Annotated in this window: 11 protein-coding genes; 6 read left to right on the forward strand and 5 right to left on the reverse strand. The window is 71.4% G+C overall.

The window, feature by feature from the left end:
• Window position 1: 1 nt before the first annotated feature.
• On the reverse strand, window positions 2-400 hold the full coding sequence (locus tag AB0B33_RS38480) for a DUF4233 domain-containing protein (protein ID WP_247020646.1): 399 nt from the start codon (window positions 398-400) through the stop codon (window positions 2-4).
• A complete protein-coding gene (locus tag AB0B33_RS38485; protein ID WP_360781327.1) occupies window positions 397-2,052 on the reverse strand; it encodes a folylpolyglutamate synthase/dihydrofolate synthase family protein in 1,656 nt (551 codons plus the stop codon). The genes AB0B33_RS38480 and AB0B33_RS38485 overlap by 4 nt, the downstream gene beginning before the upstream one ends.
• Window positions 2,053-2,126: 74 nt before the next feature.
• Here AB0B33_RS38485 and AB0B33_RS38490 point away from each other — a divergent pair, with 74 nt between their 5' ends.
• Both AB0B33_RS38490 and AB0B33_RS38495 read left to right on the forward strand, forming a co-directional pair.
• On the forward strand, window positions 2,127-2,762 hold the full coding sequence (locus AB0B33_RS38490) for a class I SAM-dependent methyltransferase (RefSeq protein WP_247020643.1): 636 nt from the start codon (window positions 2,127-2,129) through the stop codon (window positions 2,760-2,762).
• 72 nt (window positions 2,763-2,834) lie between these two features.
• Window positions 2,835-3,692, forward strand: coding sequence for an SGNH/GDSL hydrolase family protein (locus AB0B33_RS38495; RefSeq protein ID WP_360781329.1), 858 nt, complete (start codon window positions 2,835-2,837; stop codon window positions 3,690-3,692).
• Here AB0B33_RS38495 and AB0B33_RS38500 read toward each other — a convergent pair.
• The gene (locus AB0B33_RS38500; protein WP_360781331.1) at window positions 3,676-4,515 is read right to left on the reverse strand and encodes an alpha/beta hydrolase; all 840 of its coding nucleotides are present in this window, start codon (window positions 4,513-4,515) and stop codon (window positions 3,676-3,678) included. The two genes, AB0B33_RS38495 and AB0B33_RS38500, sit on opposite strands and share 17 nt — an antisense overlap.
• Window positions 4,516-4,528: 13 nt before the next feature.
• A complete protein-coding gene (locus AB0B33_RS38505; RefSeq protein ID WP_360781333.1) occupies window positions 4,529-5,284 on the reverse strand; it encodes an alpha/beta hydrolase in 756 nt (251 codons plus the stop codon).
• 74 nt (window positions 5,285-5,358) lie between these two features.
• On the opposite strand from AB0B33_RS38505, the gene AB0B33_RS38510 reads away from it, so the two are divergent.
• On the forward strand, window positions 5,359-6,252 hold the full coding sequence (locus AB0B33_RS38510; RefSeq protein WP_360781335.1) for a LysR family transcriptional regulator: 894 nt from the start codon (window positions 5,359-5,361) through the stop codon (window positions 6,250-6,252).
• Window positions 6,253-6,334: 82 nt separating this feature from the next.
• Here AB0B33_RS38510 and AB0B33_RS38515 read toward each other — a convergent pair whose 3' ends face one another.
• Window positions 6,335-8,956: a valine--tRNA ligase gene (locus tag AB0B33_RS38515; protein WP_360781337.1), complete on the reverse strand. Its 2,622-nt coding sequence runs from the start codon at window positions 8,954-8,956 to the stop codon at window positions 6,335-6,337.
• A gap of 56 nt (window positions 8,957-9,012) precedes the next feature.
• Between AB0B33_RS38515 and AB0B33_RS38520 the strand changes: the two genes are divergently transcribed.
• The 3 genes from AB0B33_RS38520 to AB0B33_RS38530 form a co-directional block, all read left to right on the forward strand.
• Window positions 9,013-9,321 carry a hypothetical protein gene (locus AB0B33_RS38520; protein WP_360781339.1) on the forward strand — a complete coding sequence of 103 codons (309 nt, stop codon included), beginning with the start codon at window positions 9,013-9,015 and terminating at the stop codon, window positions 9,319-9,321.
• A 425-nt stretch (window positions 9,322-9,746) separates the two neighbouring features.
• The gene (locus tag AB0B33_RS38525) at window positions 9,747-10,184 is read left to right on the forward strand and encodes a MarR family transcriptional regulator (protein WP_247020628.1); all 438 of its coding nucleotides are present in this window, start codon (window positions 9,747-9,749) and stop codon (window positions 10,182-10,184) included.
• Between the two features lie 88 nt (window positions 10,185-10,272).
• Window positions 10,273-11,554, forward strand: a 1,282-nt coding sequence (locus tag AB0B33_RS38530) for an MFS transporter (RefSeq protein ID WP_360781341.1), incomplete at its 3' end; no start/stop codon positions are given.

The following is an 11,554-nucleotide window of genomic DNA, read 5'->3' on the forward strand; positions in this document are numbered from 1 at the left end:
ATCAGGCCTGGGGCTGCTGCTGGCTCGCCAGGGTGCCGGCCGCCATCCGGCGGGCGACGTCCTTGCGCAGCCACAGCAGCCACAGCCAGATCGCCAGGAAGATGACGCCGAGCACGGTGATCGCCGGCAGCCAGAACACCAGCGCGATCAGCACCACCTGCAGCGCGAGGATCAGCGGCACCGCCCACGGGCGCTTGACGAACCCGCAGGTCACGACCAGCAGCACGGCCACCGCGATGACCGTCCAGCCGACGCCGGTGCTGATCCCGCCGCCGAGCTTGTTGACCACCGGGAGCGCGAGGGCGACCGTGATGCCCTCCATGATCAGGGTCCCCGACATCACGCCGCGGAAGCCCTTCATCGGGTCCTTCGGCTTGGGGGCTTCGGTCGGCTCGCTCACGCCGGCTCCTTCCCGAACAGGGTGCGCGTTTCGCCGGCGGTGACCACCGACCCGGTGACCAGCACGCCGCCGCCCGCGAGCGGCTCCTCGGGGTCGTCACTGGTCTCCACCAGCGCGATCGCCGTCTCGATCGCCGTTTCCAGGTCGGTCTCGGCGACCACCCGGTCCTCGCCGAACACCGAGATCGCGAGCTCGTTGAGCTCCTCCAGCGGCATCGAGCGCGGCGACGAGTTGCGCGTGACGACGACGTCCGACACCACCGGCTCGAGCGCGTCGAGGATGCCGCGGGCGTCCTTTTCGGCCATCACGCCGACCACCGCGACCAGGCGGCGGAAGGCGAACTCCTCGGCCACGGTCGTCGCGAGCGCGCGGGCGCCGTGCGGGTTGTGGGCGGCGTCGATCATCACGGCGGGGGCCGCGCGGACCCGCTCCAGCCGTCCCGGCGTCTCGACCTCGGCGAACGCCTCGCGCACGGCCTCCACGACCAGCTGCCGGTCCTTGCCCGCGCCGAAGAACGCCTCGACCGCGGCCAGCGCCAGTGCGGCGTTCGCGGCCTGGTGAGCGCCGTGCAGTGGCAGGAAGACGTCGTCGTAGACCCCGCCGAGGCCCTGCAGCTTCAGCAGCTGCCCGCCGACGGCGACCTCGCGCTCCAGCACGCCGAACTCGCTGCCGGCGCGCGCGACCGCGGCGTCGACCTCGACGGCGCGTTCGAGCAGCACCTTCTGCACCTCGGGGTCCTGCTCGGCGATGACCGCGACCGAGCCGGCCTTGATGATGCCCGCCTTTTCGCGCGCCGCGCTCACCGCGTCGGGCCCCAGGTACTCGACGTGGTCGAGGCCGATCGGGGTGATCACGGCGACTTCGGCGTCGGCGACGTTCGTGGCGTCCCAGGCCCCGCCCATGCCCGCTTCGAGCACGGCGGCCTCGACCGGCGCGTCGGCGAACGCGGCGAACGCCATCCCGGTGAGGATCTCGAACTTGCTCATCACGACGCCGTCCGCGCTCGCGCCGTCCACCATGGACACGTAGGGCGCGATGTCGTGCCACAGCTCGGCGTAGCGGGCGGCGGAGATCGGGTGGCCGTCGAGCGCGATCCGCTCGGTGACCAGCTGCAGGTGCGGGCTCGTGTAGCGGCCGACGCGCAGGCCCATCCGGGTCAGCAGCGCGTCGATCATCCGGGCCGTGGAGCCCTTGCCGTTCGTCCCGGCGATGTGCAGCACCGGGTAGCCGCGGTTCGGCTCGCCCAGCAGCTGCGTCAGCGCGGAGATCCGGGTCAGCGACGGCTCGATCTTCGTCTCCGGCCAGCGCTGGTTCAGCTCGGCCTCGACGGCCATCAGCTCGCGGCGCGCCTCGGGGCCGTCCGGGCTGCCGTGGACCTCGGGCTCGCCCTGGTCGTCGAGCTCGTGCAGCTCGGTGTCCTCGGGCACGGTGAGGTCGGGCACCGGGCCGGTGGCGAGGTTGTCGCCCAGCTGGCCGACGCCGCCGATGCCGCCGCGCGAGCCGCCGCCGACGTCGAACGCGGTGTCGCGCGCGTCCAGCTCCGGGTCGTGGTCGTCGGAGTCCTCGTACCCTTCGGCACCCAGCTCGTCGACGCCCGCGAAGCTGTCGAGATCCGACAGGTCCGGCTTGCGACCTGTCTCATCCTGCGGCACTGAATCTCCTCCGGCCTGGGGTTTTCGCACTTGCCTTCCGAGTCTACGTGCGCGATCGGTGGCACTCTCGACGCATGCCGTTCAACCACAACGACCACTACCACCCGCTGCTGCTCGACCAGCTGCCACCGGGCCCGGGGATCGCGCTGGACGTCGGGTGCGGCACCGGGCGGTTCGCGCGGCGGCTGGCCGCGACCGGCATGGCGGTGGAGGCGGTCGACGTGTCGGCGGCGATGGTCGAAGCGGCGGCCGGGCTGGGTTCGCCGGGGCCGGGCGAGATCGTCTACCGGCAGGCCGACGTCACGACCGACGCCCTGCCCGAGGCCCACTACGACTTCATCTCCTGCCTGGCGTCGCTGCACCACATGCCGTTCGAGACGCTGGCCAAGCTGCGCCGCGCGCTGGTGCCCGGCGGGGTGCTCGTGGTGCTCGGCCTGGCGCGGCCCAGCACGCCGGTGGACTGGGCACGCGCGGTCGCGGCGGTGCCGGTCAACGCCCTCGCCCGGCTGGTCGTCTACGCCGGCGAGCGGCTGAACGGCGGCCCCGAGGACGGCCCGAGGGCCCCCGTCGCCGACGACTTCCCGACGATGGCCGAGGTCCGTCGCGAAGCGGCCCGGCTGCTGCCGGGCAGCACCGTCCGGTCGCTGTTCTTCTGGCGCACGTTGATCACTTACCGTGAGCACGGCGACGGTGACCCGACTGGCGGGTGAAGTCCCCACCTCGGCCGCCCGGCGCTCGCTAGATGTGGAAGGAGCGTTTCCGCCAGCGAGAACGAGGTCTTCATGCGCATCCCCCGGCTGCTCACCGCCGTCCTCTCGGCAGCCGTCCTGCTGACGGCGTCGGCCACCGCCGCGTCCGCGGCGACCGTCGGCAGCTACGTCGCCCTCGGCGACTCCTACACGTCCGGGCCGTTCATCCCGGTCCAGCGGTTCGACCCGCTCGGCTGCGGACGGTCCACCGCGAACTACCCGTCGGTGCTGGCCGCGGCCCTGCACGCCGGGCGGTTCACCGACGTCAGCTGCGCCGGCGCGGACACCACGAACATGACCCGGCCGCAGGGCGTGCCGTTCAACGGCACCAACCCGCCGCAGCTGGACGCGCTGCGGATCGACACCGACCTGGTCACGCTCGGCATCGGCGGCAACGACCAAGGCGTGTTCGGCAGCCTGATCGGAACGTGCCCCGGCCTGCGGGCGAGCGACCCGACCGGCAACCCCTGCGAGAAGCACTTCGACGGCTCCGTGACCTCGGCGATCGACAACACCGGGCCGCGGGTGGCGGCGGTGCTCGCCGCGATCCACGAGCGGTCGCCGCGCGCGCGGATCCTGGTGGTCGGCTACCCGCGGATCGCGCCGGAGAAGGGCTACTGCCCGGACGTGCTGCCGTTCGCGGACGGCGACTACGCGTGGCTGAGCAGCGTCGAGGAGGCGCTGAACCGGACCCTGGCCGAGGCCGCGGACTCGGAGGGAGCGGAGTTCGTCGACACCTTCGGCCCGTCGCGCGGCCACGACGCCTGCGCGCGCGGCGGTTCGGCGTGGATCAACGGCAAGGACCAGAACATCTTCGAGGCCGCCGCCTACCACCCGCTCAAGGCCGGGATGGCGGGCGTGGCCGCGGTGGTGCTCAAGACGCTGCGCTGACGAACTCTTTCGGGGGCTCCGGGTCGCGGAGCCCCGGGCCCCGGGGCGAAGCCCCGGATGTCACGTAGTCCAGCACGATCCGGGCGAACTCGTCCGGCAGCTCGGCCGGGGCACCGTGCCCCGCGTCGATCTCGGCGGCGCGCGCGTCCGGGATCGCGGCGACCAGCTCGCGCTGCTGGTCCGCCGTGATCAGCCGGTCGTGCGTGCTGCCGAGCACCAGCACCGGCGCGGTGATCTTCCCGAGCACCGGGCGGAGGTCGACGGTGCGGTCGGTCTCGATCTGCCGGTCCGCGCCGGGCTGGATCACCGTGTCGAGCGTCTTGACGAGCTGTTCGTTGCTCTCGGTGGTGGCCTGGTCCCAGTAGCGCGGGCCGAAGGCCATCAGCGGCAGCAGGCGGGCGAAGGACCCGGTTTCGAGCAGGTCCAGCCAGAGCCGGAACTCGGCGTCCTGCCGGGTGTCCGTCGCGGGCCAGGCGGCGTGCAGCACCGCTGTCCGGACGCGCTCCGGGCGGGTGCCGGCCAGGTGGGCCGCCACGACCGCGCCGAGGGAGTGCCCGACGACGTGGGCCCGCTCGGCACCCGCGTGGTCCAGCACGGCTTCGGCCTGGGCGGCGAGCGCTTCGACGGTGATCGCTCCGCCGTCGTCGGTGGTCAGCCCCGAGCCGGGGAAGTCGGGGGCGAGGACGGTGAAGGCGGTTGCCCGCGCCGTCAGGGGTCCCCACTGCTCGCGGGAGGCGGCGGTGCCGTGCAGCAGGAGCAGCGCGGGGCCCTCACCCGTCCGGTCGTAGTGGACGACGGTGGTCCCGAGAGTCAGTTTCGGCATTCGACGTGCTCCTTCAGGCGATTTCGCGGAGGGCGGCGGTGAACGCGCGCGGGTTCTCCTGGTGCGGGAGGTGGCCGCAGCCGGCGAGGACGTGCACCCGGGCGCCGGTCTCGGCGGCGCAAGCGCGCGGGACCTCCAGGGGGATCTCGGCGTCCAGCTCGCCGTGCAGGTAGGTGATCGGGACCTTCAGGTCCTTCAGGCGCGGCCGCGGGTCGTAGGTGGTGACCTCGGTGAACAGCGCGTCGATGTAGACGCCGGAGTCGAGCAGCTGGCGGATCGTCCACGCGACGAGCCCCGGCGCCGGGCGCGCCACCCAGTTGGGCACCCAGTCCTCGAGGGTGCCGACCCGGTCGTCGACGAGACGTTTCCGCAGGTCGTGCACCTTGTCGAGCATGCCGGTGCTGGGCCAGTAGCCCGGGCTGTCGACGGCGACGACCTGCTCGACGAGCTCGGGGCGGGCCAGCGCGAGTTCGGTGGCGAAGACCCCGCCGATGCTGGAGCCGACGACAGTGGGCTTGATCCCGAGCGTCTCGATCACGGCGGCGAGGTCCGCGGCGATCCCGTCGATGGTGTTGCCCTCGGCGGGGTGGTCCGAGCGGCCGCACCCGCGCCAGTCCAGGGTGACGACGCGGTGGTCGCGCACGAGATCGGGCAGGCACGACTGCCAGACGCGGCCGCTGGTCCCCCAGCCGTGCAGGAACAGCAGGGCCGGGCCGCTGCCGGCGTCTTCGTAGTGGAGCCGGGTGTGGTCGACGGTGGTGTGAGGCATGGCTCGAGCCTGGTTGTCCGGCCGGCGCTTTTCGATGGGCAGTCCGCTCTTACACTCATCACGAAGGCTGATGAATGGGGTCTGACGTGGAGCTTCGCCAGCTGAGGTACTTCGTGACGGTCGCGGAGGAACTGCACTTCGGCCGCGCGGCGGAGCGCCTGCACATCGTCCAGCCGGCGGTGAGCCAGCAGATCCGGCGGCTGGAGCGCGGTTTGGGGGTGTCGTTGTTCTCACGAACGACACGGGCGGTGGCGTTGACGGAGGCGGGCCGGCGGTTCCTGCCGCACGCACGAGCGGTCCTGGCGGCGGCCGACCGGGCGACGGACTCGGTTACGGAATTCCGGGAATCTTCCGCGCTGCTGCGCCTGGGCACGAGCGAAGGCCTCGGGGATCGGCTGGACGCGCTGTTGGGCGCCTTCGCGCGGCTCGCTCCCGCGGTTTCCCTGGAGCTGGTCCACGCCCCGACCGCCCAGCGGCTTCAGCGCGTCCGGGACGGGTCCCTGTCCGCGACCATCGTCCGCGGCTCGTGGCCTTCCTCCGGACTCGACTTCACTCCCTTGTGGACGGATGAGGTCTTGGTGGCGCTGCCTGCTTCGCACGCGCTGGCGGCTGAATCCGAAGTCGCTTTCGCTTCGCTGGCTTCGCTTCCGGTGCGGTTGAGTTCCCGTGCCCGGAACCCGCCGCTGCACGATCTGGTCGTTTCGTGCTGCCGGGAGGCCGGGTTCGAGCCGGTGCTGGGTGCCGATTTCACGACGGCCCAGGACACGCTGGGAGCGTTGGGTTTCGGGCGTCCGCAGTGGACGGTGTTCTACCGGGCGCACGCCAACTTGCTGCCGGTGCCGGGGGTGGTGTTCCGGCCGTTGCGCGACCCTTCGCCGCGGATGCCGACGTACTTGGCGACGCCGTCGGACCGCCGGGTGACACCAGAGGTGGTGGCGTTGATCGAGGCAGCGCGAACGACCGAGTGACGGCCGAGACGGCACTTTCCCTATGAAAGTGAGGTCCGAGGCGGCACTTTCATAGGGAAAGTGCCGCCTCGGACCTCAGGAATCAGGAAGCGGGCAGAGCCGCCAGGCGGGCCGTGATGCGGTCGATGTCCGCCGCCGCCGTCTGCTTGCGGACCTTGATCTTGTCCACCACCTGCTCCGGGGCCTTCGCGATGAAAGCCTCGTTGCCCAGCTTCGCTTCCGTCTGCGTCAGCTCCTTCCGGGCCGCCGCCAGGTCCTTCTCCAAGCGCTTGCGCTCCGCCGCGACGTCGACCGTGCCCGACAGGTCCAGCTCCACCGTCACCACGCCGTCGGACAGGGCGACCTCCAGGGACGCGCTGGCCGCGAACTCCTCCGTCGGCGCCGTCAGGCGGACCAGCGATCGGACCGCCTCCTCGTGGCCGCCCGTGTAGCCCGCCAAGCGGGACGCCACCTTCTGGCCCGGCTTCAGGCCCTGGTCCGCTCGGAAGCGGCGGATCTCCGTCACCAGCTTCTGGACGTCCGCGATCCGGGCGTCGGCCACGGAGTCCGTGTAACCCGCGGGCGCGGAAGGCCAGGCGGCGATCACCAGGGACTCGCCGCCGGTCAGGGCCGTCCAGAGCTTCTCCGTGATGAACGGGATGAACGGGTGCAGCAGCCGCAGCACCGTGTCCAGCACGTGGCCCAGCACCGACCGCGTCGCGGACACCCGCGAGGGATCCCCTTGGTACAGCTGGACCTTCGCCAGCTCCAGGTACCAGTCGCACAGCTCGTTCCACGTGAACTGGTAGAGCGCGCCCGCCACCTTCGCGAACTGGAAGTCCTCGAACAGGCCGTCCACTTCGGACACCAAAGCACCGAGCCGGCCCAGGATCCAGCGGTCGGCTTCGGTCAGCGAGGACGCCGCAGGCAACGGCGAAGCGACCGAAGCGCCGTTCATCATCGCGAACTTCGTGGCGTTCCACAGCTTCGTGCAGAAGTTGCGGGAGCCCGCCGCCCACTCGTCGGCCAGTGCCATGTCCGCGCCCGGGTTCGCGCCGCGGGCCAAGGTGAACCTCGTGGCGTCCGCGCCGTACGCGTCCATCCACTCCAGCGGGTCGATCACGTTGCCGCGCGACTTCGACATCTTCTTGCCCTGCGCGTCGCGGATCAGCCCGTGCAGGTAGACGTGGTCGAAGGGCTGCGCACCCTGCATCTGGTGCACGCCGAACATCATCATCCGGACGACCCAGAAGAACAGGATGTCGTAGCCCGTCGACAACACACTGGTCGGGTAGAACTTCGCCAAGTCCTCGGAAGAAGACGGCCAGCCCAGCGTCGACATCGGCCACAGGCCCGACGAGAACCACGTGTCCAGCACGTCCGGGTCCTGCGTCCAGCCCTCACCCGTCGGCGGCTGCTCGTCCGGGCCGACGCACACGACTTCGCCGTCCGGGCCGTAGTACACCGGGATGCGGTGGCCCCACCACAGCTGGCGCGAAATCGTCCAGTCGTGCATGTTGTCGACCCAGTCGAAGTACCGCTTGCCCAGCTCCGGCGGGTGGATCTTGGTGCGGCCGTCGCGGACCGCGTCGCCGGCCAGCTTGGCCAGCTCCTCGACCTTGACCCACCACTGCAGCGACAGCCGCGGCTCGACGACCGTGTCGCAGCGGGAGCAGTGGCCGACCGCGTGCACGTACGGGCGCTTCTCGGCGACGATCCGGCCGAGCTCGCGCAGCGCCGCGACCACCGCGGGCCGCGCCTCGAAGCGGTCGAGGCCCTGGAACGGGCCGGCAACCGTGATCTCGGCGCGCTCGTTCATCACCGTGAGCATCGGCAGGTCGTGGCGGCGGCCGATCTCGAAGTCGTTCGGGTCGTGCGCCGGGGTCACCTTGACCGCGCCCGTGCCGAACTCCGGGTCGACGTGCTTGTCGGCCACGATCGGGATGCGGCGGCCGGTCAGCGGGAGCTCGACCTCGGTGCCGACCAGGTGCGCGTACCGCTCGTCGTCCGGGTGGACGGCGACCGCGGTGTCGCCCAGCATCGTCTCCGCGCGGGTCGTGGCCACGACGATGGCGTCGTCACCGTCGCCGTAGCGGATCGAGACGAGTTCGCCGTCGTCGTCGTTGTGGTCGACCTCGATGTCCGACAGCGCCGTCTGGCAGCGCGGGCACCAGTTGATGATCCGCTCGGCGCGGTAGATCAGGCCCTCGTCGAAGAAGTTCTTGAACACCGTCTGGACGGCCTTGGACAGGTTCTCGTCCATGGTGAAGCGCTCACGCGACCAGTCGACGCCGTCGCCGAGGCGCTTCATCTGGCCCAGGATCTTGCCGCCGTACTCGGCCTTCCACTCCCAGACGCGCTCGACGAACTTCTCGCGGCCCAGGTCGTGGCGGGAAAGGCCCTCGCCGGCCAGCTGGCGCTCGACGACGTTCTGCGTCGCGATGCCCGCGTGGTCCATGCCCGGCAGCCACAGCACCTCGTAGCCCTGCATGCGACGGCGACGGCTCATCGCGTCCATCAGGGTGTGGTTGAGCGCGTGGCCCATGTGCAGCGAACCGGTCACGTTCGGCGGCGGCAGTACGATCGAGAACGGCGGCTTCTCCGACGAGGCGTCGGCCGTGAAGTACCCGGCCGCTACCCAGCGGTCGTACATCGGTGCTTCCTCGGCGGCCGGGTCCCAGGCACCCGGAAGGTCGGTGGTCTGCTGCGGAGCGTTCTCGGTCACAATGGACAAGTCTACGAACCCGTCACGGCGGGTCACCCAGGGGGAAGGCACTCGGGATGGCACAGCCTCACCAGCCGCAGGATCCGGACGACCGGCGCCTCGAGACGCACCCGGACCTGATGAACCCGGATTGGCAGAAGTTCGCCGAGCGCGACGCCTGGCTGGGCGCCAAGAAGGACCTCAGGAAACGCCGCAAGCGCGAGCAGCGCGCGGGCGGTCACCAGCGGCCGGGTGAGAGCCGCTGGCCGGGCGTGCTGGCCCTGCTCATCGTGGTCGGCCTGGTCGCCGCGGCGATCATCGTGCACCAGATCCAGGGCATCGGCGTCAACGAAGACCCGTTCGCCTTCTTCGGCGTCAGCGCCTAGCTCGTGTCCGACAAAGCCCTGGCCCAGGTGCTCACGGCAGGCAGGACGACCGCGGATCCGTAAACGATGGCCAACTTGTCGTAGCGAGCGGTACCCGGCCTGATCGGCAGGTTCAGGGATCACCACGGTGATGCCGCGGTCACCTTGTCGCCGCGAACACGGTCGGGCCGGGTGCGGGCTCGCCCGCGGCCAAGCCGAGCGACGCGCAGGTACCGCATGAGCTGCGGGAACATCGGCGCGTCCCCTGCCTGGCCGCCGCGGGAGCGGCCGATCGCGTGGTCAGGCGGCTCGGTGCGCAGATCCGTGTAGTTCGACCCAGCCCCCCGGTGAGGCGCGTGGTGTTCGTGGCGCGCTGCTGCGCCACCCCGGAAGCGGGGTGCGTCACACCGGATACACAGTCTGGACTGAACAGTTAAACTGTGTGCATGGGCGAAGTACCTCCGCACGTGGCCGAGAGCGCCGGCTGGATCCGCGGGGTCGTCGGGCAGCTGCACCGGCGGCTGCGCCAGGTCGACAACGCCGGGATCCTCACGCCGTCGCAATCCGCCGTGCTCAACCGGCTGCACCGCGAAGGACCCGCGACGCAGGGTGAGCTGGCCGCCGCCGAGCACGTGCGGCAGCAGTCCATGGCCGCCACCCTCGGCGTGCTCGACGAGCTCGGTTACCTCGCCCGCACGCCCGATCCCGCCGACCGGCGGCGCGTGGTGATCAGCCTCTCCGCGGCCGGCAGCGACACCGTGCGCGGCATCCTCCAGCACCGCGAAGAGTGGCTGGCCCAGGCGCTGCTGGACGAGCTGTCCCCCGCCGAGCTCGACGCCGTCACGCGCGCGCTGCCGCTGCTCCAGCGCGTCGCCCAGCACTGAATCCAGCCGGCCTGCGAAAACCAAGGAGTTCCTCACGACCACCGTCACCGCACCCGCCAAGTTCGGCGCCCGCCTGGTCACCCCGCTGGTGGCCGGCGCGGTGCTCAACCCGATCAACTCCACCCTCATCGCCGTCGCGCTCGTGCCGATCGGGCAGAGCTTCGGCGCCGGTCCCGGCCAGACCGCCTGGCTGATCTCGGCGCTCTACCTCGCCACCGCGGTCGGGCAGCCGGTGGTCGGGCTGCTGGTGGACCGCTATGGCGCCCGCCGCGTCCTGCTGGGCGGCGCGACGCTGGTGATCATCGCCGGGATCGCGGGCATGGTCCCGCTGTCGGTGGGCTGGCTGACCGGCGTGCGGGTCGTGCTCGGCCTCGGTACGTGCGCCGGGTTCCCGGCCGCGATGGCCGTGCTGCGCCACCACGCCGAAGCGAGCGGCCAGGGCGTGCCCGCCCGCGTCCTTTCGGTGCTCTCGATGTCCGCGCAGACGGTGATGGTGATCGGCCCGACGCTCGGCGGCGTGCTGATCGGCCTCTTCGGCTGGCCCGCGATTTTCGCCGTCAACATCCCGCTCGCCGGGCTGTCGCTGGTGCTGGCATGGGCGTGGGTGCCGAAGGACGACCGCGGTGCGCGCAGCGCCACCCGCATCGACGTCCTCGGCATCGCGCTGTTCTCCGCGACGCTGCTGGCGCTGCTGTTCTTCCTGATGGACCCGGGTGCCGACGCCTGGCTGCTCGCCGTCGTCGCCGCGTTCGGGATCGCGTTCACCCTCGTCGAACTGCGGCGCGACACGCCCTTCCTCGACCTCCGGATGCTCGCCGCGAACACCGCGATCCTGCGCACCTACCTGCGGCAGGCTCTGAGCTTCATGGCGATCTACGCGATCATGTTCGGCTACGTCCAATGGCTCGAGACCGCGCGGCACCTGTCCGAGGAGGCCGCCGGGCTGATGCTGCTGCCGATGTCGGGCACGGCGGTGTGCGCGGCGGCGTTCTCGGGGCGCGCGTCCGGGCTCAAGGCACGGCTGGTCACCGTCGCGGTCGCCCTGGCCGGCGGCTCGGCGCTGCTGCTGTTCGTCCACGACGGCACGTGGATCGGCGCGCTGCTCGCGCTGGCCGCGTTGTTCGGCCTGGCGCAGGGCCTGACCAGCGTCGCGAACCAGACGACGCTCTACCGCGAGGCACCCGCCGAGCAGATGGGCACCGCGAGCGGCCTGTTCCGCACGGCCCAGTACCTGGGCGCGATCGTCGCTTCGACGCTCATCGCGCTCTGCTACGGCCCGCACGCCGACTCGGCCGGCCTGCACCGGCTCGCGATCGCCCTCGTCGTCATCAGCGTGCTGCTGCTCGCCGTCACCATCGCCGACAAGGGAC

The organism is Amycolatopsis sp. NPDC049159, from assembly GCF_040648295.1.
In the GTDB taxonomy this organism is placed as follows: domain Bacteria; phylum Actinomycetota; class Actinomycetes; order Mycobacteriales; family Pseudonocardiaceae; genus Amycolatopsis; species Amycolatopsis pretoriensis_A.

Bases quoted from the DNA above. Each gene is read 5' to 3' on its own strand.
- AB0B33_RS38490 (WP_247020643.1), top strand. From the start codon at position 2,127: ATGCCGTTCAACCACAACGACCACTACCACCCGCTGCTGCTCGACCAG.
- AB0B33_RS38495 (WP_360781329.1), top strand. From the start codon at position 2,835: ATGCGCATCCCCCGGCTGCTCACCGCCGTCCTCTCGGCAGCCGTCCTG.
- AB0B33_RS38500 (WP_360781331.1), bottom strand. From the start codon at position 4,515: ATGCCGAAACTGACTCTCGGGACCACCGTCGTCCACTACGACCGGACG.
- AB0B33_RS38505 (WP_360781333.1), bottom strand. From the start codon at position 5,284: ATGCCTCACACCACCGTCGACCACACCCGGCTCCACTACGAAGACGCC.
- AB0B33_RS38510 (WP_360781335.1), top strand. From the start codon at position 5,359: ATGGGGTCTGACGTGGAGCTTCGCCAGCTGAGGTACTTCGTGACGGTC.
- AB0B33_RS38520 (WP_360781339.1), top strand. From the start codon at position 9,013: ATGGCACAGCCTCACCAGCCGCAGGATCCGGACGACCGGCGCCTCGAG.
- AB0B33_RS38525 (WP_247020628.1), top strand. From the start codon at position 9,747: ATGGGCGAAGTACCTCCGCACGTGGCCGAGAGCGCCGGCTGGATCCGC.